The organism is Dokdonia sp. PRO95, from assembly GCF_000355805.1.
Taxonomy (GTDB): domain Bacteria; phylum Bacteroidota; class Bacteroidia; order Flavobacteriales; family Flavobacteriaceae; genus Dokdonia.
The window spans coordinates 160,211-186,254 of the sequence record NZ_CM001837.1 but is presented as its reverse complement, the minus strand read 5'-3'; the positions used below and the strand labels follow the sequence as shown (position 1 = coordinate 186,254).

Genomic DNA, 26,044 nt, shown 5'->3' with positions numbered 1-26,044 from the left:
TGATTATTAGTTTTTGAATAAAGTAACACCACCATATTCTGAGTTGATGTTTACGTGGTTATTAGTATTAGAGTTCCCTCTATATCCTTCATAATACTTGTCTGAAGATTCTATACGCTCCTTATTAAAAGTTAGATCTTCTTTACCGCTTAATCCAGCATACTCGAGTTTTATAGCAAACGTAAAGCTGTATTGAGGGTTATAGCCTACTTTAATACCGGTGTAGTCACTTTGTATAGAGATGTCTCCAGCATCACTTGCCAGCTCCTCTATGCGTATACTTCCATAATCTGCATTGATATTTAGATCTCCATGTACTACACCAATTTTTGCAGAGATGTAATCTCCTCGACCTATAATATCTTTAGTGTCTCCAGTAATTACAGAGCCATAGTCGCAGTTGTAATTTAGATTCTCAATACGTCCAAATTCTGACTTGCTATAATCTGCATTAAGTTCGATATCTCCACCTCTTTCTAAGAAGAAGCTTGAGTAGTCTGCATTAATGCGCCCACTTCTCATGTAACCTATGGTGCTATTTTTAGTATAATCAAAGTTGAGGTAGTTATTTTCTGCTAGCAGTTCGCCTATCGTGATTTTCCCATAGTCACAATTTATTTTTGCATTTCCCTCTAGGCGGTCTATGTTTATACCTCCATAATCATTGCTTACATCTACCACACTAGTTGCTGGAAGTTTAATGGTATAGTTAATTTCCATATTAACATTGCTGTTTTTCCAACTGTTCCACCATGATCTGCTACTGCTTTTTTCGAAGTTTGTTTTTGCGCTCACATAGCTACTTGATCCTTCAAAATTGACATCTATTTCGTCTAGTTTTTCTTTTACACGATCCTCGTCATTACCATTAGTTCTTACTAGAACTTCAATGACGATTCTATCTTCGTTCCAGCTTACCATATTGACATTTCCGTAGCTATTGTCAATCACTAGTTTTACATCTGGGTTTACAGTATATTCCTTTTTGATTCTCTTTTCCTTAGTGTATTTCCCCTGAGGATCTACACTTGCGGCCATCATGATAGAAGGGATCATGAGCACTATAAGTAAGAGTTGTGTTATTTTCGTTTTCATAAGTTTATAATTTGAGTAACTATAGCGTTACGGCTTTTTCAATAGCATTTAATTCTTTGATGGCATCCATTTGTTCTACTACATGTTGTAGAAGGTCAATTCTATTCTGGAAGTTATCTATCATTGCGTAGATCACACGCTTGTCTTCTCCACTTTCAGAAAGGTCTTTTTTTAAATCATCATAGTTTTTCTCTAAGATTTCAAGTTGTTTTATGGCATCCATAACCATGGCTTGGTTTTCTGGATTCATGTTCTCCTTAATCTCAAAGAGCTCACGTTCTATTGTTTTTGTAAAGAAATCCTGCGTGTTTTCCATTTCTGGAGAAACATCTGCGAGTTCCTTAGCTTTAGGTGTAGCGTTAAACTGTGTAAACATTAATCCTGCAAGAAGAATCACACTCGCTGCAATAAACAGCGGTCGCATCCATTGTATCGTTTTTGTTTCCTTTGCAGGAATATCTTCTGTAGCTTGCGCCTGTAATTTTGCTAGAAAATTAGCTTTGTGATCTGCACTAGGTGCAGCGGTATCCAGGCGTCCTTCCAGACGTTTAAATACTTGATCTATAGGTTCCTTTTTCATTGTTGTTTAATAGTTTTCGTAAGCTGTCTTTTGCTCTTGACACCATGGTTCTACAGTTTGCATAGCTTACATTCATAATCTCACTCATTTCCTCGTAGTCATAACCTTCTATAAGATGTAAAGACAGTGATTGTCTATAATTATCTTTAAGCATACTCATAGCATGAACGACTTCTTGTGCTCTCACACTTGTGAGGTCTACCTCACTCACACCTTCTGCATCATCTTCTATTTTATATAAATGATCTTCTAGCGGTGTCTCATCGAGCTTCTTTCCTTTGTTATAAGCATTGAGGCTGTTGTTTACCACAATACGTTTTAACCAACTCCCAAAGGATGCCTCACCTTTATAACTATCCAGCTTTGTAAAAGCACTCAAGAAGGACTCTTGCATAATATCTTCTGCCTCTGCTTCGTGTTTCACAATGCGTAGCGAAGTGTTGTACATCGCTTTGTAGTAGCGGTTATACACCTCCATTTGAGCACCCTGATTACCTTGCTGGCACAGTGTTATTAATTCGGTTATTTGATGGTTGGTAAAATTCACTTTTGGTTCATTCTATAGTAAAGATGCGTGTTTTATTTCTTTGTTACACTTTCGTAAAAATTTTATAACATTATCTTGAATCGCTCTAATACAAGTAGATAATTACATTATAGATAAAGAACGCGCATTTGTGTTGTTTCTTCAAATTTTCGCGAAAGCAAAGTACTCGCTTGGCACAACAATTGAATTAAAGCTTACCGTGAGGGTAACCATTATCTTATAATAGGCTAAACTCGCTATATTTAAAGAGAATACTAATAGTTATACATCCACAGGGCGCATAGGAATATGCGACATTGTGGCACACATTATATATGGCAAAACCAAAATTTACAACATTAGACAGATTGTCACTGCAAGAGATAGATGGAGATGCAGAATTAATCCCGTTAATGACTCCAGAAGATGAGGAGGCAATTAATAACGAGGAGCTTCCAGAAAGCTTGCCTATTTTACCTTTACGTAATACGGTGCTTTTTCCTGGAGTAGTTATTCCTATTTCGGCAGGAAGAGATACTTCTATAAAGCTTATTGATGAAGCAAATAAGGGAGGGAAAGTAGTAGGAGTAGTGGCGCAAAAGGATGAAGAAGTAGAAAATCCAACTGCAGATGATATTCATAAAGTAGGTGTAGTAGCACGTATTTTACGTGTGCTTAAAATGCCTGACGGTAATGTTACAGTTATCATACAAGGTAAAAAACGCTTTGAGGTAGATCAAGTAACGCAGGTAGAGCCTTATATGAAGGCTACTATTAAGGAATATGTAGAAGTACGCCCAGAAGCAGGAGATCAAGGTTTTAAAGCAGTTATCGATTCTATAAAAGAATTGTCGCTTAAGATTATCCAAGACTCTCCAAATATACCTTCAGAGGCTTCCTTTGCAATTAAGAATATCCAGAGTGATTCTTTCTTAATCAACTTTGTGAGTTCAAACATGAACCTCTCTGTTGCAGAGAAGCAAGAGCTTCTTAACATAGACGACTTGCATATGCGAGCACTTGAGACGCTTAAGTTTATGGATATGGAGCGCCAGAAGCTGGAGCTCAAAAATGATATCCAGAGCAAGGTTCAAAATGACATGAGCCAGCAGCAGCGTGAGTATTTCTTGCACCAGCAAATGAAGACTATCCAAGAAGAACTGGGAGGCGCAAGCTCTGAGGATGATCTAGAAGAAATGCGTGCACGCGCAAAGAAAAAGAAGTGGGATGCAAAAGTTGAGAAGCACTTTAATAAGGAACTTTCAAAAATGCAACGCATGAATCCTCAGGTAGCTGAGTATAGCATACAGCGCAATTATCTTGATTTATTTTTAGACCTTCCTTGGAATGAGTTCTCTAAAGATAAATTTGATTTAAAACGCGCGATGAAGATTCTAGACCGTGATCATTATGGTCTTGATGATGTGAAGAAACGTATTATAGAATATCTAGCGGTACTAAAATTACGTAATGATATGAAGTCGCCTATTTTATGTTTGTACGGACCTCCAGGTGTAGGTAAAACCTCGCTAGGAAAATCTGTTGCAGAAGCATTAGGGCGTGAGTACGTAAGAGTAAGTCTAGGTGGAATGCGTGATGAGTCTGAAATACGCGGTCACAGAAAGACATATATAGGAGCAATGCCTGGACGTATTATCCAGAGCTTGCGTAAGGCAGGAACTAGCAACCCAGTTTTTGTACTTGATGAGATAGATAAATTAAGCGCAGGAAACCAGGGAGACCCATCATCTGCATTACTTGAGGTACTAGATCCAGAGCAGAATAGTGAGTTTCACGATAACTTCCTTGAGATGGGGTATGACCTTTCTAAAGTGATGTTTATCGCTACTTCAAATAGTTTAAATACCATACAACCAGCTTTGTTAGATCGTATGGAGATTATAAACGTTACTGGATATACGATAGAAGAGAAGACAGAGATTGCAAAACGTCACTTACTACCTAAGCAGCTTAAAGAGCATGGTATGACAGATGACCAACTTAAAATAGCTAAGCCACAACTAGAAAAAATTGTAGAAGGATATACAAGAGAATCTGGAGTACGTGGCCTAGAAAAGCAAGTTGCAAAAATGGTGCGTTACGGGGCAAAAAATCTCGCGATGGAAGAAGAGTACAATGTGAAAATATCTAATGAAGATGTTATTGAGATACTAGGCTCTCCAAAAATGGAACGCAACAAGTATGAAAATAACGAAGTTGCCGGAGTAGTTACAGGACTTGCATGGACGAGAGTAGGAGGCGATATCTTATTTATAGAATCTGCTTTATCAAAGGGCAAGGGGACACTATCTATCACAGGAAACTTAGGTAAAGTGATGAAGGAGAGTGCTACCATAGCCATGGAGTACATTAAAGCAAACGCCGAGATTCTAGGGTTAGAGCCTACCATCTTTGATAAGTATAATGTACACATTCACGTACCAGAAGGAGCAACTCCTAAAGATGGACCTAGTGCAGGTATCACTATGCTTACATCTTTAGTTTCTTTATTTACACAACGTAAAGTGAAGAAAAATCTAGCGATGACAGGTGAGATTACCTTAAGAGGCAAAGTACTGCCAGTAGGAGGAATCAAAGAAAAGATTCTTGCAGCAAAGCGTGCTAAAATTAAGGAGATACTCTTATGTGAGCAGAACCGTCGCGATATAGAAGAGATCAAACAAGACTACTTAAAGGGCTTAACATTCCACTATGTAAGTGACATGAGCGAGGTGTTAGAACTAGCACTTACTAAGCAAAAAGTAAAAAATGCAAAAAAACTAGCTTAAGGATAGTTTATCAAATTTTCGCGAAAGCGTTAAACCATAAAAAGGGAAACTCATCACGAGTTTCCCTTTTTATTTATCCTATAGTTCTAATTATTTCCCATCCCTCTCAAAATATACTATCATTGCAATCGTTAAGTATCATGATGCAGTACTGATTAATGAAAAAGAGCTTCTTTTTATTGTTGTTTACGTGTTCACTAACGGCATATAGCCAGTTAGGGGGACGTGCTACCTATCAGTTTCTCAACTTGATGTCATCACCTAGACAAGCTGCTTTAGGAGGAAAAATCATTACAAACTACGATTACGACCCAGACTCTGCGCTCTATAATCCAGCCAACATTAATTACAGGATGGATAATCAGCTTTCTGTAAACTATGTAAACTATCTGGCAGATATCAATTACGGTACCGCCTCTTATGCCTATTTATGGGATAGACGCACGCAAGTCTTGCATGCGGGAATCACCTATGTAAATTATGGAACCTTTGATGGTAGGGATGAGAATGGGAATGCAACTGGAGATTTTGGTGGTAGTGAGGCGTCGCTTTCATTGGGTTATGCGATTAATATTCCGTACTCAGATTTTTATGTAGGTGCAAATGTAAAATTAATCACCTCCACACTAGCCGAGTATTCTTCGGCGGGAGGAGCGGTAGATCTTGGACTTACCTATAATTATGAAGATTGGGATCTCAACGCAGCAGTAGTAGTACGCAATATAGGAACTCAGTTTACACCTTATGTAGATACTTTTGAGAAGCTTCCGCTAGAGATTGATGCTGGTATTTCTCAGATATTACCTAACGTGCCTATACGCTGGCACGTGACGCTAGAAAACCTGCAATTATGGAACATCGCTTTTGAGAATGAAGCTAGAGGTACCACAGATCTTGACGGCAATACCACCACAGAAAAAATAGGACTTCTTGATAACGTAATACGTCACGCGATTGTGGGTGTAGAGTTGTTTCCTAAAGGAGGTTTTAATGTGCGACTGGGCTACAACTTCCGTAGGAGTGAGGAGTTGCGTATTATCAATCAGCGTAGTTTTGCGGGTATCAGTGCAGGCTTTGGGATTAAGATTAACAAGATGCGTTTCAATTATGCATATGCTCGTTATAACAGTGCCGCTGCTAGTAGTTTCTTTGGACTAGGCATCGATTTACAATAATTCTTTTCAATTTTAGGAGCAGTCCATTTTGAGCATATTTGCAAGGTGGTTTCCCGCTTTTCATTACAATTCCTCGTTGCGCTATCGCTACACTGCGGGATTTTCATTGCAATCGGGGCTAGCGAGTCATGGTGTCGCTTTCTTCTATTTAAAGAAGCGAGTATGCTCATCTATACTAGTAGAAATAATCTTTAAATCTATATGGTAAGCACTAGCATACGTTTTCCTATTTTTGTGTAAAATACATACTCTTGAAAATTACCATTGCCATAGACGGATATTCATCCACAGGAAAAAGTACAGTAGCCAAACAACTTGCAGAGTGGCTAGAATACATTTACGTAGATACGGGTGCGATGTATCGTGCAGTGACCCTATATGCAATGGAAAATAGCCTTATCTCTGATGGTTTTTTTGACAAAGAAACGTTAGTAAAAAGGCTTGATGATATTAAGATTTCATTTACAAGAGATACCGCTTCTGGAAAAGCAGAGGTTTGTCTTAATGGCAAGAGTGTCGAGAAGTACATCAGAACCCTCGAGGTTTCTTCCTTTGTAAGCCCTATAGCTACTATATCTGAAGTGCGTGCTAAACTTGTAGAGCAACAGCAACGCATGGGAGAAGAAAAAGGAATCGTAATGGATGGTCGTGATATAGGTACCGTAGTATTTCCTAAAGCTGAGCTCAAAATATTTATGACTGCCAGTGCAGAGGAGCGTGCAAAACGTCGGTACAATGAACTTGTAGAAAGAGGTGATAAAGTGAGTTATGATGCTGTACTTTCTAACGTAGTAGAGCGAGATCATATAGATACTACTCGTGAAGATTCTCCACTCGTAAAAGCAGCTGATGCTATTGAGATAGACAATACAGAAACTAATATTGAAGATCAGTTTCATACTATCTTACAACTGGCAAAAGATCGTATTGCAAAACGTCTCGTTTAATTACTAATGTCTAGGCTCCCTAAAAATTTACAACTAGCACTATCTGCATGTATTGTAATAGCCATGTCATTCGTTTATGGAGCGCATCCCAGTGTTATACTGCCTTACATTTTTGGTTTTGAAGTTCTAGATTTAGAGCTCAAAAATATCTTTAGAGCAATAATGGGAATCTACATCGCCTTTGGTGGTTATTGGATTTATGGTATTATTAATAAAAACCACTGGAAATCTGCAACCATAGTAAACATACTGTTTATGGGTGGTCTCGCAGGAGGTAGGTTAGTCAGCACCATTCTAGACGGCTGGTCACCACAATACGGCGCAGGAATGATAGCCGAAGCTGTCATGATGTGGTGGGGTTTATGGAATCTTAGATTTTATGATGAAATTTTTTAAAAGCTTTAGAAACATAATAATTGTTTCAGCTTTGATGTATTTCACAACTAGCTGTAATCATAATAATGGCAAAAATCCATTTAAGAAAGAGCAGCAAAATTTTCTTACAATTAGAAATCTGGCGAATGGATTTATTGAGTATGATATCGACACATTAGCGAGCTTTAGTGAAATAACTGAAATTTTAGAAGAGATTGATTGCGAAAAAAATTATGCGCTATTTAAGCTAGAAACTAATAGTAAAATCTTTGAAATACAACCACTACAATTTTGCGGAGATATATTTCATTATAAAATGAAAGAAGTAATTTATATTAATACAGATAGTATTACTGTAAATAATGATCTAAAATATCCAATAGATAGTCTAAACTCGGTATTGCGTTATTACTTGCTAAATTTTAATGGTGATAATAATTACCCTCTAGTTACAGAAAGAAAGTGGATAAGTATCAACGTTGATGAGTCAAAAAAGATTGATGACACAAAAATTTTATTACTTAAAATAATTAATGAAGTTAATAGTATTGAAAGTAATGTAGATTTTGGATTTATGTTTGAAAACTCTGGACTAATTGAAGTTGTTGAAGAATAAGTTTCTCTATTTAATTATCAGTAAAGGCCTCAAAATAGGAGCGGGACTGATGATTACTGTTGCCTTTCTTTTGATCTACAATACTTTTGAAAAGAAGGAGATGGTCGATGCTAATATGATAGTTATTATGGATGTCATAGAGGCTCCATTATCTTGTCGTAATTTGAGTACTAGAGGAGGCTATTGTAAACTTCTATTTAAAGGTGAAACCTATGGAAAGAAGGCAGGCAATAAATTCTGTCATCTTGTTTCTGGTAATAATCAGGTTAGAATGTTATCTAATAAAGATCAAGACTATTTTATATTTGAAGGAGAGTACGATCCTATGCAATTCGTTTTTGCGTCTCTATTGATTTTTATTGGAGTTATTATTTTAATTAAAGACAATAAGACAAGTTGATTTAACTTGCCTTACTATCGTTTTATCCCCTAAAAATCACTCAATCCCAAACCAGTTTTTCCATTAGGTTTTAAGATTCCTTTCTCTAGGCTAAACAATCCTTTAAAAGGATCATTCTCAAAATCTAGATGTCCATCAAGATCTGCATACACTGTATTAGGACGAGATAATGCAAAGTGTAATCCAGAAGAAATGCCAAGTCTACACTCATCTATACAGCCTATCATTGCTTCTAGTCCTGCAGCTCTCGCTACAGAGTTGATATGCATCGCCTCCATAATACCACCTACCTTTTGAATCTTGATATTTACCATATTCATACGGCTATTTTGAGCAAGTCTAAAGGCATCTTTCAGTGATTTTAAACTCTCATCTGCCATAACTGGGATGTGAACTTTTCTCTTTACTTCTCCTAGTTTTTCTTCGTCTGCGACTAGGGTAGGTTGTTCGAGTATTTCTATGCGGGACGCTCTTGTTTGTTCAACAAATGTCACAGCCTGCGCTACTGTGTAGCCTTGGTTTCCATCAAAGCGTAGGGTGAGGTGTGGATGATTTTCGCGCAAGCGGTGTATTTTTTCTATATCCTCCTCTAGCGATAATCCTCCTTTAAGCTTAATAATTGTAAATCCTTGGTCTACATATTCTTGAGCTTGCTTCAAAGTCTCTTCTACACTTAAAATACCTATGGTAATACTCGTTGCAATACTATCACGATAACCACCTAAAAATTGATAAAGCGGCACATCCATCTTTTTTGAAGCAATGTCTAGCAACGCCATGTCCACCATCGCCAGCGCAGAGGAGATAACGCTGAGCAGTGGTTTTAACTCATCAAGAATGCGCGCATAGTTGAGTGCATTTTTACCTTTAAGATATGGAATGATCACAAGGTCTAGCGCTCTAGCTACATCATCACCAGTTTCCTTTGTTACCTCAAGATCTGGAGCAGCACAACCTAAACCTATGATGTTGCTGTCTGTCTCTATTTTGAGAATAAAATTAGTTGCCTGCGATACAGTCTCATAAGCAATCGTATAGGGTGCAGTGAGTGTAAGTTCTAGACGCTCGTAACTAACGTTTGTGATTTTCATGGATTATTTAATGTGTTTTTCAAGAACCTTTATTAAGCCTTGTACGCCATGAGCAAGTACATCAAAAGCGGGAAGGCCTGTCTCGTCTGTAATCGCTTTACAAGCTGGTTCAATTTGTTCTGGTGTCATATTCTCGTGGTTTACTGTCACCGCAATGACCTTCTTGCCAGAGATTACCTCGATGGCATTAACCTGCTCTTGTAATGAGTGCAATTTATAGCCAGGGAATCCATCATATTCCAGACGTTTAGGAGCGTGTTGTAAGATAACATAATCTGGTCTTCCAGCCGCAAGGATTTCAAAACCTCCAGGGTATGCTGGGTTCATAAGACTTCCTTGACCTTCTATCACGATTACATCAGGTTGTTCATTATTGTATGCACTCACTACTGCGTGCTCTATCTCTCCAGACACAAAGTCGTTAATGCAGCTATCCATTACCATGCTGTATTTTGCTCCTTGCATCCACGCAGTTTGACCGGTACCAATCATCTCCGCTTTTTTTCCGCCGTTGCGCAGTCCGTGTACGATTAACCATGAGGTTGTGCGTTTACCAATAGCGCTATCTGTACCTAAAACAGCAATCTTAAGACAATTCACTTTTTCTATTTCGCCAGAGAAAAAGTGCAAGGTATCGCGGTCCGGAGTTTTACGTACGTCACGTATTTGAATGTTGTGCTCCTTACTTAGCGCTACAAGATGCTCATCATTAGTAAGGAAATCATGTAAACCACTATCAACATTCCAGCCCTGTTTAATCGCTGTTGCAATAGTTTCTCTTGCCTCCTTAGGAAGACGCCCACCATCTGGTGCAAGACCGATAACAAGTGATTTTGGAAACTCTTTTTCACCTTGTAACGCTTTAATAGCAGTCTCGATGTTTTCAAAAATTCGTATTCCATTTGGTTTCCCGTCCAGCACTTCGCCAGCATCTTTACCTGCGTACGTGCTGTCTATAACACCTACTACATTATAACGTTCTGTAAAGCGCACTAAGCCGTGAGCTGTTTTTCCATTTGCAGTATTAAAAGCGCCTTGACAGTATACAAGCGCATTTCCGTCTATTGATTTTTTCATATATGTGTCCTGACTAAACAGGTATGTGTTAAAGTTATATCCAGCGACTGCTGGTGATAGTTAATTTTTAGCAGTAAGTACTGCTACAAAACGATCTGGAGCGAGATTCTCCTTTTCATCATGTTCTAAGAGTGCAATAAGACCAGCAGTTGATGCAGGAAGAATGCGTAGTCCCTCTTTTTTAAGTAGGAGCGTACTCATCTCTCGCATTTTTTTATCACTAATGTTAAATGCTTTTCCATCAGATTGCTGGATAGCATACAGAGCTTCCTCTCCATCAAAGCTGTGCCAGTTTATAAGTGGCTCATTGTACTTAGTTTCTTTAATCTTATCTGGATCAAGATCACGACAGTGGTCTAGACCTTCTTTATGAGATTGAATAATAGGATTTTTACCTGTAGAAGAAGCTGCAATCATTTTAGGAATGCGAGAGGTTTTGCCTCGTTTATATAAACTCACAAAGCCTCTATAAATCCCAGCAAATAATGTCCCATTAGAAACCGGTGCAGCGCAATACTGTGGCGCGTCACCTAATTCATCTACAATCTCTACTGCAATTTGTGAGTATGCAGATATCTGTAGCGGTGTATTTGCACCTCCAGGATTTGCATCATACCATTCATGTTCTTGTGCTAGTTTACTACTAGCAGTGACTACATCCTCATAACTACCTTCTAGTCTAAAAATTGTAGCTCCCAGACGTTCCATCTCTACAACACGATCTGTGTGATAGGACTCTGGAATGTATATGTTACAAGCAATTCCGCCTAACTTTGCAGCAAGTGCAACTGCGACACCGTAGTTACCGCAAGTAGCGAGTGACATGGTATGAAAATCTCTACGCAGGGCATCATATACTTGTGCAAAGGCAATTCTATCTTTTTGTGTTCCCGTAGGGTTATCACCTTCGTATTTGATGTATAACTGTCTAATGTCAAACTCACGTTCAAGAGATTTTGCTCTTGTTAGACCTGTATCACCTACTTCTAAGTTGATAATGTCTTCGTAAGATTCTAAACGGTCTGTAAGTGATTTTGTGGTGTCTTTTACAAACAGACTAAGTGCCATTGCTTCTGAGGATACTTTATTATCTGATGATTTTACACCGTCTTTAAGATTCATAATTTTAAAACTTAAACTTGTGGAGTACTACTTGGTGTGGAGGGAATACCGCTTTCGCGAAAGCGTACATCAAATCCATAAAAATAGGGCAGAAGGTATGACCAACTGCCCTATGGTTATAAGGTTATTGAGATTATTTGATTAACTCAAGAGCAGTAATAGAAAGTACTTCATACTCCTCGTCATCTTCATTTACCTCTGTCGTTGAAGTAAAAGATACTTTGAAGGTTTTTCCCTTGTACGCGTCTGTAGTAAGGTCGTACTGCGTTGCTGCAGTCTCGCTTATTGCATCAAAAGAATGTGTAAGCTCATCTGCATCCTCAAAATAATAAGAACCATCTGCATACCCTGTAAATGTAGCTGTTACATTATCTGTTTGTAGGTTAAGTGCAAGTGTTACCGCTGTAAAAAGGGCAATAAAAATTGTTTTCATAATAGTGTAAATTAAAAATTGTTGTTAATTTAAAAGTGCCGCGTGTGCGACCACTATTGAATAGATTTCCCAATCTAGGATTTTACCCTATAGCTTATACGTAGTGGGAGATAAGAATGTTACAAAAGGAGTTGCAATTTTTTTAAATAATTGCAATTATTTTTAGTCCTCTCGTTCTTCTTGATCTTCGTCTTCTATATCGAGATCTAGATTGTCATCATCATCATATTCATCTTGGTCAAAGTCCTCCATCGCCACAACAAGGCGCTTACTTACTTTAACAAGGTATAAGGTGTCTTCTGTAGTTACTTCTACACAATCTACCATCTCACCTTGAGCATTTTTAAAAGAGATAATATGATGAGACTCATATCCATCTGGATACTTTGCTACTAGTAAGTTTAATATATCGTCATTGAGCTTTGCATAGTCTACAATGACGCGTCTTAGGTTGTTTGGTTTTCTCATTGTGCGTTTCTTATTAAAGATGTGTTGAGACACCTTAATTACATATCTAACAGGTAAGCAAAGATTAATGGCGCTACAATAGTCGCATCGCTCTCGATGATAAATTTAGGAGTATCCATATCTAGTTTTCCCCAAGTGATTTTTTCATTAGGTACAGCTCCAGAATAAGATCCATAACTTGTAGTTGAGTCACTTATCTGGCAGAAATAGCTCCAGAAAGGAGTTTCTGTGCGCTCCATATCTTGGTAAAGCATAGGCACTACACAAATAGGGAAATCACCAGCAATACCTCCACCTATCTGGAAGAAACCTATTCCATTTTCTGAGTTTGCCGTATACCAGTCTGCGAGGAATGTCATGTACTCAATGCCCGACTTCATAGTTGTGGCTTTAAGTTCGCCTTTCATCACATAGCTCGCAAAGATGTTACCCATAGTGCTATCTTCCCAACCTGGACAGATAATAGGCAAGTTTGCCTCTGCAGCTGCATACATCCAGCTATCCTTAATGTCTATCTCGTAGTATTGCTCTAATACTCCAGAAAGTAATAATTTATACATGTACTCATGCGGTAAATAACGCTCACCAGCAGCCTCTGCTTCTTGCCATATCTTTACAATATGTTCTTGAATACGACGGAAAGCTTCTTCTTCTGGAATACACGTGTCTGTAACACGGTTGAGACCTTTTTCTAGTAAATCCCACTCATCTTGAGGAGTAAGATCTCTATAATTAGGTACACGCTTGTAGTGGCTGTGAGCAACTAAGTTCATGATATCTTCTTCTAAGTTTGCACCTGTACATGAGATAATATGCACTTTTTTCTGGCGTATCATCTCTGCAAAGATTTTTCCTATCTCTGCAGTACTCATTGCTCCAGCAAGGGAAACAAGCATTTTTGACCCATTTTCTAGTTGAGCTTCATACCCTTTGGCAGCATCTACTAGCGCAGCAGAGTTAAAGTGTAGATAGTACTTCTCAATAAATTGTGATATTGCTCCTTTATTAGTCATTATAGTCGTCTTCTTCTTGATTAATTTTTTTGCTCTTTTCTTGTAATCCGCTTACTTCATATTCTTCTTCGGCATCTTCTTGCTCAAACTTATAGCTAAGCATTTTGTAGTATAATTTTGCCGCTGCAAACTCAGAAGGTTTGCTGTTTCCATTAGGGCAAAGCTCTACAATATCAAAACCTACAACATTCTTCTCTGCAAACACGCGACGTAAGAAGTCTAGTGTTTCATACCAAAATAAACCTCCAGGTTCTGGAGTTCCTGTAGCAGGAAGTACAGATGGATCAAAGGCATCTAGATCAAATGTTACATATACATTTTCTGTCATTGCCTCAATCGCATTGTCCATCCAGTAATCATCTGTTGCCATCTCGTGAGCAAAGAAGACATTGTCTTCATTCATCACTGTTTTTTCTATGGCATCCATACTACGTATTCCTACTTGTACAAGATTTGTAGTTTGGTTTGCTTCATACACAGCGCATGCGTGATTGCAAGTAGAGCCTTCATAAGACTCACGTAAATCTGCATGTGCGTCTAGTTGTAATACTGTGAGGTTATCAAAAGTCTCATTAAATGCGCGTATCGCACCTATAGATACAGAATGCTCTCCACCAAACATGGTAACAAACTTGTTACGTTTAATGTTTTTCTTTACCATCTTGTGCACAGCTTCCACCATTGCTTCTGGTGATGCATTTTCTGTGATAGGATCTGCAAGGTGTATCCCTTGTTTGTAAACTTCGCTTTCAGTTTCTATGTCGTAAAGCTCCATATTTTCAGAAGCATGTAAAAATGCTTCAGGACCCTTGTCGGCTCCTTTGCCCCAAGTACTAGTTCCGTCGTAAGGGACAGGGAGTAAAACAATTTTAGCTTTTTCAGCTCCTGCATATTCTTGTGGTATGCCTGCGTACGTTTTCATGGTGATACTAGATGTTAGATGTAAAGTGAGAATGTTGTTTTCTCGGTGTTGTTACTGTTAGTGGTTATATAATTTATTTAATATTTTTTGTTTTGCTTTCGCGAAAGCGTGTTTAATACCCTAAAATGCCTAGCAATTGATCACTAGTCTGCTGCTCTGCAAATATTTCTGTGGTAATCTCTCCATCTTCATTCCGGTCAATAAGGATATGCTTAGGAGAAGGAACAAGGCAGTGTTGCAGTCCGCCGAAACCCCCTATAGACTCTTGGTACGCCCCAGTATTAAAGAAACCTATGTAAAGTGGTTTGTCCTTTTTGTACTTAGGCATATAAATCGCGTTCATATGCTGCTCACTGTTGTAATAGTCATCACTATCACAGGTAAGACCTCCTAATAATACACGCTCATATTCCTCATTCCAGCGATTTACCGCTAGCATGATAAAACGTTTATTTATAGCCCAGGTATCTGGTAATGTTGTGATAAATGAAGAGTTAATCATGTTCCACTTCTCACGGTCGTTTTGTTGCTTCTGGTAAAGTACTTCATAAATAGCTCCACCGCTTTCACCAACAGTAAAGCTGCCAAACTCAGTAAAAATATGTGGCACTTTTACATCAGCATCATCACAAGCTTGTTTGATTTGTGCGATGATCTCGTTAATCATGTATGCATAATCATACTCAAAGGCAAGCGAGTTTTTAATAGGGAAACCTCCACCTATGTTTAGACTATCAAGTGACGGACAAATCTTTTTAAGATTAATGTACACTTTAATACACTTCATGAGCTCGTTCCAGTAATATGCGGTGTCGCGTATACCTGTATTTATAAAGAAGTGAAGCATTTTAAGCTCAACTTTCTCGTTATTTTTGATCTGGTTATTAAAGAATGGAACGATATTTTTATATCCTATTCCAAGTCTTGAGGTGTAGAATTCAAACTTAGGCTCCTCTTCAGATGCGATTCGAATACCTACTTTAAATTTACCATTGATCTGATTACTTAGTAGTTCTATCTCCTCATAATTGTCAATTACTGGAATTGCATTTTCATGACCATTGTTAATTAGGCGTGCGATGTTTTCTACGTATCTATCACGTTTAAAACCATTGCTTATTACATAGGTGTCGTCTGTTATTTTTCCAGCAGCCTTTAAGCTCTCTACGATATCTATGTCAAATGCAGACGAAGTCTCGATGTGGATATTATTAGACAACGCCTCATTGAGTACATGCTTAAAGTGTGAGCTTTTTGTACAGTAGCAGTAGTTATAGCTTCCTTCATAACCATTTGCCTCGATAGCATCTGCAAACCATTTTTTTGCTCGCTGTATGTTATCAGAGATTTTAGGTAGATAAGTAAACTTAAGTGGTGCACCATATTGCTCTACAAGTTTCATTAGGTCAATGCCGTGAAACTCAAGATGGTTTTTGTTGAGATTAAATTCCTCTTGTGGGAAATAATACGTTTGCTCGATGAGATCAATGTACTTGGTCTTCATTGGTTTATTTTAAAAATGAAAGGTAAAAAAGGTATAGAAATAGGGAAGGTATCCCCTTTAAGAAATGGTTAAGTCTATGAACCTCAGATACGGAAAATAAAAACGGTAAATGGAGAGAATGCAAATTCCTCTAGACGCTTTAGAGCGATATTGATGGTACAAGACGGCCAGAATACTCGGTTCTCAAATCTTTGAGCAGCTGTTGGATTAAATCTTGTAATCATCCTAAGCCCGAATATGAAATTGTTTTTCATTAAGAGTAGGCAATAAGCTTGATTGATCAAACTTATTTTGCGCGGCAAACATAAACTCAAATTTCAATTGGTGAAATAGCTTGTCAAGTAATTAACAAATATTTAACTTTTAAAAGTTTGGTGTGTATTTTTTGACAAACAAAAATGGCGTGTAATTTTTTGATTATGAGCTATCCACTGCCGTATAATAACTCCTTAGATAAAGAAATTATAGTCTTTCAAGAAGTATCACAGCAGGGGTGTTAATCGTTAAACTGTGTTAATCTTATCTTTTTAGAAAACCTTTCAAACCCTTTTCAGCGTACATATCCCAAACAATAATCAATTTAACTTAAAATTACGTTTATGAAATCATTAAAAATTTGTGGATTACTATTAGGAGCAGCATTAGTAGCTGCTAGCTGTTCAACTGATGATGAAGGAGGATCAACTGTCGTAACTGCAGATTCACGTGCAGAACTTTATGCATCAAGTAATAGTGATGGTGATGTAACAGTGTATGATGTGAGAGACACATCAAATATTACAGCTGCTAGCTTTGGAACTGTTTCTACAGATGCAGAGGGTATTTATTATGACGGTTCTAGTGATGAGGTAACTCAAGCATCTAGATCAGGATTACAATTAAATGCTTACGGAAACGTGCTTCTTTCTACTGCGGGTATTAATCTTACTGCCACTTTAAGTAGTAATGCAGTCTTAGTAAGTCCACGTGACCTTGCTGTTAATGGTGATCTTTATGTTGTTGCAGATAACGCAGACGTAGATGGAAACCCAGACACTGCAGACGGTAGAATATTTATTTTCCAGAAAACAAATGGCGAATTTACTCTAAGAAACACAGTAACTACTGATTTTGCCTTATGGGGAATTGAATTTGTAGGAGATAACCTCTATGCTGTAGTAGATAAAACATCTGACGTAGCAGTATTTGCAAACTTTACAGCTACAAATACAGCAGATGCGGCAATCACACCTACTAAGAGAATTACTATAGAAGGTATTGTAAGAACACACGGTATTGCAGAGAGCAATGGTACAATGATTCTTACAGATGTAGGAGATGCAGCATCAGATACAGATGGTGGTTTTCACGTGATCTCAAACTTTGAATCTAAATTTGCTGCAGTAGCAAATGGAGAAACTCTTGCAGTAGCAGGAAACCAAGTACGTGTAGCTGGAGCAGCTACCTTTTTAGGTAATCCAGTAGCAGCAGAGTATGATGCAGCAAATGACGTTGTATATATTGCTGAGAGAGCAAACGCAGGTGGTAGAGTACTTGCATTTGCAAATGTAGAAGCTGGAGGAGATCTTACTCCAACTGTAAACAACGAATTAGAAGGCGCTTCATCTTTGTATTTATACCAGGAGTAGTAGTCTCATAAATCCATAAAAAAATCCCTCAAGAGAAATCTTGAGGGATTTTTTTATGTGTTATATCTTTTACTCTTCTTCCTCTGTGCTTGCTTGCATAGTAGAGAACACATTCTGCACATCATCATCTTCATCCAGCTTATCGATAAGCTTGTTTACATCTGCCTCTTCTTCTGGAGTAAGTTGTTTAGTCACTTGAGGTATACGGTCAAAACCAGATTCTAAGATTTCAATTCCTTTTTCTTCAAGGGCGCTTTGTATCGCTCCGTAGCTTTCAAAAGGGGCGTAGATATGTATCCCGTCTTCGTCTTCAAAAACTTCTTCGGCACCAAAATCTATAAACTCAAGTTCTATCTCTTCTACATCCTGTCCTTCTGCATTTACGCGGAAAGTACAAGTGTGATCAAACATAAATACTACAGACCCAGAAGTACCTAGGTTACCGTCACATTTATTAAAAGCTGCTCTCACGTTTGCTACCGTACGTGTATTGTTATCTGTAGCAGTTTCTACAAGTATGGCGATACCGTGTTGTGCATATCCTTCAAAGATTACTTCCTTGTAGTCGCCTTGGCTCTTATCTGAGGCTCTTTTAATAGCGCGTTCTACATTGTCCTTAGGCATGTTTACCGCCTTAGCATTCTGTATTACCGCACGCAGTCTTGAGTTTGAGTCTGGATCTGGACCACCTTCTTTAACGGCCATTACAATATCCTTACCTATGCGTGTAAATGCTTTAGACATAGCGCTCCAGCGCTTCATTTTACGTGCTTTTCTAAACTCAAATGCTCTTCCCATGTATATATAGTAATAGATATTTTCGCGTAAGCAAAAATCTCTTTTTTAATAATAGTGTAATTAAAAACGCGATCAATACAAATAGTATTGACCGCGGTAAAAATATGAAATCGGTTGATTTCTTTAAAATTTATAGTCCTTTATGCGCCTAAAATATCATCTATAGCCGCTGCAAGGTCAAAATCCTTTTCTGTAACACCATCTGCATCGTGTGTGTTAAGAGAGATTTCTAGCTCATTATACGTGTTTGTCCAGGTAGGGTGGTGATCCATTTTCTCACACTCAAAGGCAATGCGCGTCATGGTTGCAAACACCTCGCGGAAGTTCTCAAACTCTATCGTGGTGTGTATCGCGTTATCGTCATACTCCCAGTCTGGAAAATCTTCTAGTCTATTGTTGATTTGATCGTCTGTAAGTTTCATATGCTTGTTTTTAAAGTGCTAGATAAAGATAGATAATTACGCTTTCGCGAAAATAGGATTTCGATTAAATCTTTGTTAAGGCATTTATGTAATTACAGCAGTCTAAACTTCATTCTATCCATTAATCGCCAGTGGTCTTTTATTTTGATAGATTTTCTTAAAATAACTTCAAAGTCAACGTCATTGCTACTGCATACTAGAATGATATGTCCCTTCTCAATAGCAGCAATCTTATTATTATCTTGAGGTTCATAACGAACCGTCTGTAACTTAATGTCTTCCCATTGCACATTAAAGGCCGATCCCTTTCTCAGTACTTCTTTAAAATCCTTGGCTGCTTCTGTTTTAAAGTTGGCTATTATGGTTGCTACTTCAGGTATGTTTTCGCTAGAACTTGCTTGCATAATAGGGATGAGGTATAAGATCTCCTCTTCATTAGCCAGACTTTCTATGATCTTTGTGTCATCTTGGTTTTTCAATGCAGAGAAGATGTTCTTGACTAGTGTTGTTTTTTTAAAATTTTCTTGTGCAACCGCAGAGTGAAATACAAATAAGGCTATTAGTAGAAATGCTGCTTTTAGGGAATGTTTCATTAATGAGATGAAGTGATTTATTTTTATAATAATTAGTTATGCTTTCGCGAAAATAGGGAATTGGGGTTGATGATAATGGGATGTTTTTCTAGTTCCGTTGTTGTTCACCTACTATGTTATGGTCATAAATATCTTCGAGATTTTGTAATTCACATTCTTCAGAGTTGAAAATGTTTTTAAATTCATTTAAAACTGTTGATGTTTTCTCCTCGGCTATTGCGATTTGTTTATTTCGTGCACGTAGTTTTTTAGTCAATCTAGAGATATACAGCAATAAAAATCCTATAAAGATTGAAAGAATTCCAAAACTAACAATTATCTCATGCACTTCATTTTCAATAGCTTTATTGAATCCATATTCTAAACTTTCAAATATAGAATTGGGTGTTATTTCTGAATTACTAGTCGACAGATTAATTAAGGAATCTTTAAATGTTTCACCAGCTACATCCTTATAATATTTCTCTGTATCGGCTATTAAAAATTCATCAACATTTGTGTTTTCATATATCCAATCTGGATTGATATAAGTAACAAGTCCAGCAATTATTAAAAATAATGATGCTGTAACTAATATAAATCGTTTGATAATGAGGTATGTGGTGCTAAAAAAGCGTACGAATTTATTATATGATAGCTCTTCTTCAACTATTTGTAAGTAATTGATTTGAACATTTAAGTGTTTATTTCTTTCTCTTTTTTGATCTATTACTGATTTGAGTTTTCTTCTGTCCATTTATTGATTAGTTGATGTTTAGTAATGTCTTAATTTAAACTTTTGAGAAAGCGTAAAACAATACAGTCGTAATTTTTTTTAATGTTTAGTAGCTTCTCAAAACGAAACTACAAACTCTTTTTAAAATCTCGCTACGGATTTCCGCAAAGAGGTGGAAAAAGAGAAATATTCATTTAAAAACACATAGTGCTCATAAACAATAAAAGCCATAGCTCGTACAATACGAGCTATGGCTTTGAGTGAATATGTGTGCTTTTTAATTTCTTCCAGCCATTACACCGCCATCTGTATCCCATATTGCACCTGTTACCCAGGCTGCTTTGTCAGAGAGTAAAAATGTAATACTATTTGCGATGTCTTGAGCCTCACCAAAACGTCCTATTGGGTGAAAAGCGTTAAAACCAACGAGCGCTTTTTGAGCTTCTTCTTCACCGCCAAAAACATTATTATAAACAGGGGTATTTACTAGCGCAGGCGATACTGCATTTACACGTATGTTATCATCTGCAAGTTCCATTGCTAGGTGTTGCGTGAGGGAGTGTAATCCTGCTTTTTGCATAGAATATGCAGAAGATGGAGTTGCCTTTACTGCTTGCTTAGCCCACATAGATCCTACATTTACAATAGAACCACCTTGAGTAGCTTTCATTTTCTTTGCAGCACTCTGCGTGATAAAAAAGAAACCTCTATTAAGATCTTGGTAAGAGTTATAATCTTCCATAGTGTGATCTAAAAATGGCTTAGGGCCAAAGATTCCAGAAGCATTTACAAGATAATCTAAGTTTTCTAGCTCGCTGATTTTAGCAACTAAACCATCTACTTCTTGTGTGTTTGAGATATTCACGGTGTGTTTGATAAGGTTAGGAGCATCACTTATTTTATCTGTGTTTCTACCTACCACGTGTACCGTTGCACCACCTTCTAGTAAAGTGTTTGTAGTCGCATTGCCGATACCGCTTGTTCCACCTATTACTAAGGCTACTTTGTTTTGAAATTCTTTCATAGTTCAATTATTTAATTATTAAATATAGACAGACAAGTCTGTCTTTTAGTATTCAAATTTTTTTAGGCAATCAGTCTTTCACAAATATTTTTTGACTCTAAGATAGGCCAGTCTTGTTGGTGCAGGTGACTTTCTCCTACAGCGCTCTCATAAAGTAAATAGATTTGTCTAGCAAGAGAGGCTGTTTGTGCCTCATCTTTTTCATCTAAGTTGGTCGCTACTAGTTTTGTGATAAGATCAATGAAGGTGTTTTTCTGTAATTGGATTTCGTTTCTTATGAGCGTATTGTCTTTTGGTATTTCTGCTACTGTTTTTATACACCAGCATCCATTAAAATCCTTCTGTTTAAAGAATAACGTTAAGAAGTCAAAAATAGCGAGGAGTTGTTCTTTTCCCTTTGTTTTTGAAGTGGTAAATGCTTCAAAATCTTTAAGAAAGCTTATGTTTTTGTGTTTGAGATATGCTAGACAAATTTCCTCCTTAGATTTAAAATGATTATAGAGGGTCGCCTTTGCAATACCAGCTTCAGCAATAATCTGATTGATACCTGTAGTATTATAACCGTTCTTATAAAATAAGTTTGAGGCGGTTTCTATAATTCTACTTTTTACTACGGCGTGTTTCATACGGCAAATATAGAGTAAAATATTTAAAACAGACAGGTCTGTCTATTTTTTGTTTTGAATTACGCTTTCGCGAAAGCGTAACATTTTGATTTAAAACTTTGCTTATTTATTGTGGGCTTTTAGTAGGGCAATAATTTTCTTATAATTTACAGAGAGCCTTGCGTCATCGGTATAGCTTAAATCTTCTTTTAAATAATCAAGTGGAGTTTTATCTTCTTCTGAGATATGGTTTGGGTTTGCACCATTTTCTAGTAATAATGCAACCACATCCGGATTGCTTGATAAGCTCAATGCAGATCTCTGGTAGTCGTTTTGTGTGTTTACATCTGCGCCTCTTTGTATCAAAAACTTAGCCATCTCAATATTGTTTACGGCCCATAGTAGTGCGGGCATTTCATTGAGTAACGGTTTGTTTATAACGGCGCCATTTTCTAGTAAAAACTGACTCAACTTTATAGAACCCACGTATACGGTGTGCATAAATAGCACATCTATATTTGAGATATCTGCACCATTTTCTATTAAATATAAAGCGATTTCCTCTTGTTTTTTTGTGATAGCATATATGAGTAAAGAGTCACCCTCTGCAGTGGTGCAATTTACTGCCTCTTCAAATTTTAGTAAGGAAATGACAAGTTCTAGGTCGCCTTGGTCTACAGCTTCTAAAAGCGCTAGAGGGCAATCTACTTGCTGATATATGGTATTTATACTGTCGTTATAATTAGTCTCAATTTTATAAGGATACTGCAGTGACATTTGAAGTAGGCCTATGTATATTTTCTTTTTTGAAAAGAGTCTATTGCTCAATAAAATCTCTAAGGGTTCTTCACCATAACCATCAGATAGTTGGCTTGTAGTGGCAGATACAACTGAGTCTAACTGTGAACAGGATAGCTCTATACTAGTAGTATATGTAATTACTGAAAACACTCTACTATTAGATATATCTGTTTTTAAAACAATACTAGATGATGAGAGTAACGACTCTTCTAAATCTTCATTTATAAAGTTGTGCAAGTCACTATTACCTTCAGATACGCTAGCGATTGCTTTTTTTAAATTGTCGTTGAATTTTAGAGGTTTTTCATTGAAAAATTCAGTTTCTGCGATGTATTCTAAGGTGATTTTTAGGCTCATTTAGTTTTGATTGGTAGCTTAAAGATATAATATTTGCTAGATAAATTACTTATGCTTAGTTGAGAAGTCGAGTTGCGCTTTCGCGAAAGCGTAATAAATTCTAGTGCTTAAATTGTGGGTCATAATATCAGATGACATTCTAATAATCTTTAATAGATTACATCATAAGGTTATATTTGTTGAGCTCATGATTGTTTCTGAAAATTATAGCAATCTTATTTATTCAAAACAATTACTTCTTTGCACTACTACACGAAATCAATATCCAGATTTTTATTTATGATGACAACAATTAAAACGCTGAAAAGATGGAGTTTTAGTATTTGCTTATTACTTCTTTTTTCTGCTTGTACAAAGGAAAATTCAATTCGTCCAAGTATTGAAAATAAGCTTGCTAATATGGATAGTCTGGTACAATTACAACCAGAGCAATCTATTGTGATACTAGATAGCGTGCTGAACGACCACGAAGATCTTAGTGTGCGAGAACGAGCATTACTTTTGTTTCAAAAAGGAGAAGCTCAATATGTAAGTTATCATTATGAGGAAGCATTTAATACTCAGCTGGAAAGCTATGAGCTTTTTGCAAACTTAAATGATAGTTATAATGAAGGTCGCGCCTTAATCACGTTAAGTGGCGCTTCGTTACATATGGGTGACGTAGAAGGTTCTCAAGCATATGCACTAAAGGCGTTGCATTTATCTAAACTTATTGATAATACTCGTATAGAAGGGAAGGCTTATAATCAATTATTTAAACTGCATTACCAGTTAAAAGATTATGAGAAGGCGTTGTCTTATATAGAAGCTACAGATAGTTTATATACCAAACAAGCAGACACGCTTTCTATTATAGCGATAAAGAATAATAAAGCGAGTATATATCTAGAGTTAAAAGAATATAACAAGGCATTAAATAGCTACTCCGAAGCTATGAATCTGAGTCAGTCTAAGGGTGACCCCAAGATATTAGTAAGTGTGCTCAATAATATAGGATACACATATATAGAGGCTGGAAAATATGAGAATGCAGAACAATTTTTAAGAGGGGCAATCAGGTTAAATAAGAATATTAATGTCGTAAATGCAGCACCATATAAAGGGCTGGGTAATTTATTTTTATTGACCTCAGAAATTGATTCTGCTCGCGTTAATTATGATAAGGCGCTTCGCATTTATCAATCCAATAAGGATGCGAAGGAAGAGATAAATGTGAGAGACAGGCTGGTGGCGGTTTCGCTTTTTTATGGTGATTATGCACAAGCTTTAAATAATCAAATAATTAGAGATAGCCTGCAGCTAGATGTAAGTAGGTTAGAGCAGGACAATCTTTTAGAGTTTGCAAATGTCAATTATGAAATAAAGAAGAAAGAAACAGAAATTGAACATCAACAGGAGATTAATACTCGAAATAAATGGCTATTAATAAGTATCGTATTGTTATTTCTTGCACTCCTTGTGGCAATTGGTTTTTACGTTTATAGCGCAAAGTTAAGAGCAGCAAATAAAGCTACAACACTAGAGCAAAGCTTACTGCGTGCGCAAATGAATCCACACTTTATATTTAATACACTAGCAGCAATTCAAAATATCACACTAGAGGGGAATGCTATAAAGTCATCTAATTATATTGCAAAATTCTCAAAGCTCATCAGGCAAAACTTTGATTACGTAAGGAAGGAGTCTATCACTTTAGATAAAGAGATAGCCATGATTTCTAATTATATAGAAACCCAGCAACTTCGTTTTAATAATGCATTTACCTATGTAATTCATCATGATCCAGACATCAATCCTAAAGAGGTTAAAGTGCCACCTATGATGTTGCAACCTTTTGTTGAAAATGCTATCGAATACGGGCTCAAAGAAAGAAAAGAAGGAGGAGCGCTAGAGATTAAGATAGAAAAAGAGGCAAAGCAGCTATTATTTGTTATTGTAGATAATGGAGTAGGAAGATCTGCAAAAGCAAAGCAAGAAAAAGTGACCGAAGAATTACACGCAACCGCTATTTTTAAAGAACGTTTAAAAATGAGAAAAATGGGGGAGGAGAAATCATTTATAATTGAAGATCTCTTTGATGAACAGAAGAACCCCGCAGGAACGAAGGTCTCATTTAAATTAAAGCAGTAATGATTAAAGCAGTTATTATAGAAGATGAGTTTAATGCATTAAATACATTAGATAAACTCATACGGTACACGCAAAAGGACATTGATGTTATAGCCAAAATTGATAATGTACCAGAAGCAATTTCATTTTTAAAAGCAGAAAGTCTTGATCTTGTTTTTCTAGATATAGAGTTAATAGGAGGAAATGCTTTTCAAATACTAGAAGCACTTGATAGTATTAATTTTAAAATAATCTTTACAACGGCTTATGATGAATTTGCGATAAAAGCTATAAAATTTGACACCATAGATTATTTGTTGAAGCCTATTGATTCTGATGAGCTTTCAGAATGTATAGATAGATTTAGAGTCGCTTATAAAAAAGAGCAAGTCTATAAAAATGCGGTAGATAAAGTCTCAGAGATCAATCAAAAAGAGATTGAGAAAACCCTATTAATTAAAACAGCAGAAGCACAATATTTTTTACAAACTAAAGATATCGTACGATGCCAGTCTGATGGAGCGTATACGGTATTTCATACAGTAGATAGAACTATAATGAGCGCTCGTAATCTTAAGTACTATGAAAATATACTAAGCGAGCACACCTTTGTACGCGTGCATCAGTCACACTTAGTAAACATAAAGTACATTAAGACTATTAATGTTAATAATACAGTACATCTTACAAACGGTGAGGAAATACCAGTAGCTACACGTAAAAAATCGTACTTAAAACAAGTGCTAGATACACTCTAAACGCACTTATAAAACCAAAAATAGCGAATGTAAAACGCTTGGTAGAATACCCTTATCCCTGTCTTAGTTTTGAAGCAGATAACAACTTTAAAAACAAAATA

The 26,044-nt window shown here is 36.8% G+C and carries 28 protein-coding genes; 9 read left to right on the top strand and 19 right to left on the bottom strand.

What is annotated here, in order from left to right; all coding sequences use genetic code 11:
- Nucleotides 1-6 precede the first annotated feature (6 nt).
- The 3 genes from D017_RS00805 to D017_RS00795 are packed head-to-tail and all read right to left on the bottom strand — an operon-like array spanning nt 7 to nt 2,222.
- Nucleotides 7-1,095: a hypothetical protein gene (locus D017_RS00805; RefSeq protein ID WP_035334140.1), complete on the bottom strand. Its 1,089-nt coding sequence runs from the start codon at nt 1,093-1,095 to the stop codon at nt 7-9.
- A 19-nt stretch (nt 1,096-1,114) separates the two neighbouring features.
- Entirely contained in the window at nt 1,115-1,675 is a 561-nt protein-coding gene (locus D017_RS00800; RefSeq protein ID WP_035334138.1) for a hypothetical protein, read from the bottom strand.
- Complete coding sequence (locus D017_RS00795) at nt 1,644-2,222, bottom strand: RNA polymerase sigma factor (RefSeq protein ID WP_035334135.1); 579 nt, start codon at nt 2,220-2,222, stop codon at nt 1,644-1,646. The genes D017_RS00800 and D017_RS00795 overlap by 32 nt, the downstream gene beginning before the upstream one ends.
- 314 nt (nt 2,223-2,536) lie before the next feature.
- On the opposite strand from D017_RS00795, the gene lon reads away from it, so the two are divergent.
- From lon to D017_RS00765, 6 genes are all read left to right on the top strand, one after another.
- Nucleotides 2,537-4,990: an endopeptidase La gene (gene lon / locus D017_RS00790; RefSeq protein WP_035334134.1), complete on the top strand. Its 2,454-nt coding sequence runs from the start codon at nt 2,537-2,539 to the stop codon at nt 4,988-4,990.
- Nucleotides 4,991-5,148: 158 nt separating this feature from the next.
- The gene (gene porQ / locus D017_RS00785) at nt 5,149-6,165 is read left to right on the top strand and encodes a type IX secretion system protein PorQ (RefSeq protein ID WP_035334133.1); all 1,017 of its coding nucleotides are present in this window, start codon (nt 5,149-5,151) and stop codon (nt 6,163-6,165) included.
- A 245-nt stretch (nt 6,166-6,410) separates the two neighbouring features.
- Nucleotides 6,411-7,112, top strand: a complete 702-nt coding sequence (gene cmk / locus D017_RS00780) for a (d)CMP kinase (RefSeq protein WP_035334132.1) — start codon at nt 6,411-6,413, stop codon at nt 7,110-7,112.
- 6 nt (nt 7,113-7,118) lie between these two features.
- Nucleotides 7,119-7,508: a DUF4345 domain-containing protein gene (locus D017_RS00775; RefSeq protein ID WP_035334131.1), complete on the top strand. Its 390-nt coding sequence runs from the start codon at nt 7,119-7,121 to the stop codon at nt 7,506-7,508.
- Nucleotides 7,492-8,103, top strand: coding sequence for a hypothetical protein (locus D017_RS00770; RefSeq protein ID WP_051583756.1), 612 nt, complete (start codon nt 7,492-7,494; stop codon nt 8,101-8,103). The genes D017_RS00775 and D017_RS00770 overlap by 17 nt, the downstream gene beginning before the upstream one ends.
- Nucleotides 8,093-8,503 (top strand): hypothetical protein, encoded by a 411-nt coding sequence (locus tag D017_RS00765; RefSeq protein WP_152023836.1) that lies wholly within the window; start codon nt 8,093-8,095, stop codon nt 8,501-8,503. The genes D017_RS00770 and D017_RS00765 overlap by 11 nt, the downstream gene beginning before the upstream one ends.
- Before the next feature lie 29 nt (nt 8,504-8,532).
- Here the strand turns inward: D017_RS00765 and D017_RS00760 are convergent, their stop codons facing one another.
- From D017_RS00760 to D017_RS15305, 9 genes are all read right to left on the bottom strand, one after another.
- On the bottom strand, nt 8,533-9,594 hold the full coding sequence (locus D017_RS00760; RefSeq protein ID WP_035334128.1) for a dipeptide epimerase: 1,062 nt from the start codon (nt 9,592-9,594) through the stop codon (nt 8,533-8,535).
- 3 nt (nt 9,595-9,597) lie between these two features.
- On the bottom strand, nt 9,598-10,671 hold the full coding sequence (locus tag D017_RS00755) for a DUF1611 domain-containing protein (RefSeq protein ID WP_035334127.1): 1,074 nt from the start codon (nt 10,669-10,671) through the stop codon (nt 9,598-9,600).
- Nucleotides 10,672-10,731: 60 nt separating this feature from the next.
- Complete coding sequence (locus tag D017_RS00750; protein ID WP_035334125.1) at nt 10,732-11,793, bottom strand: pyridoxal-phosphate dependent enzyme; 1,062 nt, start codon at nt 11,791-11,793, stop codon at nt 10,732-10,734.
- Between the two features lie 133 nt (nt 11,794-11,926).
- Nucleotides 11,927-12,226: a hypothetical protein gene (locus D017_RS00745; RefSeq protein WP_035334124.1), complete on the bottom strand. Its 300-nt coding sequence runs from the start codon at nt 12,224-12,226 to the stop codon at nt 11,927-11,929.
- A gap of 162 nt (nt 12,227-12,388) precedes the next feature.
- Entirely contained in the window at nt 12,389-12,694 is a 306-nt protein-coding gene (locus D017_RS00740) for a hypothetical protein (RefSeq protein ID WP_035334123.1), read from the bottom strand.
- A gap of 38 nt (nt 12,695-12,732) precedes the next feature.
- Complete coding sequence (locus D017_RS00735; protein WP_035334121.1) at nt 12,733-13,707, bottom strand: deoxyhypusine synthase family protein; 975 nt, start codon at nt 13,705-13,707, stop codon at nt 12,733-12,735.
- Nucleotides 13,700-14,629 carry an agmatinase gene (speB, locus tag D017_RS00730; RefSeq protein ID WP_035334120.1) on the bottom strand — a complete coding sequence of 310 codons (930 nt, stop codon included), beginning with the start codon at nt 14,627-14,629 and terminating at the stop codon, nt 13,700-13,702. The genes D017_RS00735 and speB overlap by 8 nt, the downstream gene beginning before the upstream one ends.
- Before the next feature lie 112 nt (nt 14,630-14,741).
- Nucleotides 14,742-16,133: an arginine decarboxylase gene (locus tag D017_RS00725; RefSeq protein ID WP_035334119.1), complete on the bottom strand. Its 1,392-nt coding sequence runs from the start codon at nt 16,131-16,133 to the stop codon at nt 14,742-14,744.
- Nucleotides 16,134-16,216: 83 nt separating this feature from the next.
- Nucleotides 16,217-16,387 (bottom strand): hypothetical protein, encoded by a 171-nt coding sequence (locus tag D017_RS15305; protein WP_160164946.1) that lies wholly within the window; start codon nt 16,385-16,387, stop codon nt 16,217-16,219.
- A 345-nt stretch (nt 16,388-16,732) separates the two neighbouring features.
- Between D017_RS15305 and D017_RS00720 the strand changes: the two genes are divergently transcribed.
- Nucleotides 16,733-17,761, top strand: a complete 1,029-nt coding sequence (locus tag D017_RS00720) for a hypothetical protein (RefSeq protein ID WP_035334118.1) — start codon at nt 16,733-16,735, stop codon at nt 17,759-17,761.
- 69 nt (nt 17,762-17,830) lie between these two features.
- Here D017_RS00720 and D017_RS00715 read toward each other — a convergent pair whose 3' ends face one another.
- The 7 genes from D017_RS00715 to D017_RS00685 form a co-directional block, all read right to left on the bottom strand.
- Nucleotides 17,831-18,559: a YebC/PmpR family DNA-binding transcriptional regulator gene (locus D017_RS00715; protein WP_035334116.1), complete on the bottom strand. Its 729-nt coding sequence runs from the start codon at nt 18,557-18,559 to the stop codon at nt 17,831-17,833.
- Nucleotides 18,560-18,699: 140 nt separating this feature from the next.
- Nucleotides 18,700-18,981, bottom strand: coding sequence for a 4a-hydroxytetrahydrobiopterin dehydratase (locus D017_RS00710; protein WP_013749750.1), 282 nt, complete (start codon nt 18,979-18,981; stop codon nt 18,700-18,702).
- Nucleotides 18,982-19,073: 92 nt separating this feature from the next.
- Nucleotides 19,074-19,574: a hypothetical protein gene (locus tag D017_RS00705; protein ID WP_035334114.1), complete on the bottom strand. Its 501-nt coding sequence runs from the start codon at nt 19,572-19,574 to the stop codon at nt 19,074-19,076.
- A gap of 88 nt (nt 19,575-19,662) precedes the next feature.
- Nucleotides 19,663-20,310: a hypothetical protein gene (locus tag D017_RS00700; protein ID WP_035334113.1), complete on the bottom strand. Its 648-nt coding sequence runs from the start codon at nt 20,308-20,310 to the stop codon at nt 19,663-19,665.
- Between the two features lie 256 nt (nt 20,311-20,566).
- Nucleotides 20,567-21,313: an SDR family oxidoreductase gene (locus D017_RS00695; protein ID WP_035334111.1), complete on the bottom strand. Its 747-nt coding sequence runs from the start codon at nt 21,311-21,313 to the stop codon at nt 20,567-20,569.
- Nucleotides 21,314-21,375: 62 nt separating this feature from the next.
- Nucleotides 21,376-21,939 (bottom strand): TetR/AcrR family transcriptional regulator, encoded by a 564-nt coding sequence (locus D017_RS00690; RefSeq protein WP_035334110.1) that lies wholly within the window; start codon nt 21,937-21,939, stop codon nt 21,376-21,378.
- Nucleotides 21,940-22,041: 102 nt separating this feature from the next.
- Entirely contained in the window at nt 22,042-23,076 is a 1,035-nt protein-coding gene (locus D017_RS00685) for an ankyrin repeat domain-containing protein (RefSeq protein ID WP_035334109.1), read from the bottom strand.
- A 399-nt stretch (nt 23,077-23,475) separates the two neighbouring features.
- Here D017_RS00685 and D017_RS00680 point away from each other — a divergent pair, with 399 nt between their 5' ends.
- Nucleotides 23,476-25,206 carry a histidine kinase gene (locus tag D017_RS00680; protein ID WP_225969317.1) on the top strand — a complete coding sequence of 577 codons (1,731 nt, stop codon included), beginning with the start codon at nt 23,476-23,478 and terminating at the stop codon, nt 25,204-25,206.
- Nucleotides 25,206-25,943: a LytTR family DNA-binding domain-containing protein gene (locus tag D017_RS00675; RefSeq protein WP_035334108.1), complete on the top strand. Its 738-nt coding sequence runs from the start codon at nt 25,206-25,208 to the stop codon at nt 25,941-25,943. The genes D017_RS00680 and D017_RS00675 overlap by 1 nt, the downstream gene beginning before the upstream one ends.
- The last annotated feature ends 101 nt before the right edge of the window (nt 25,944-26,044 follow it).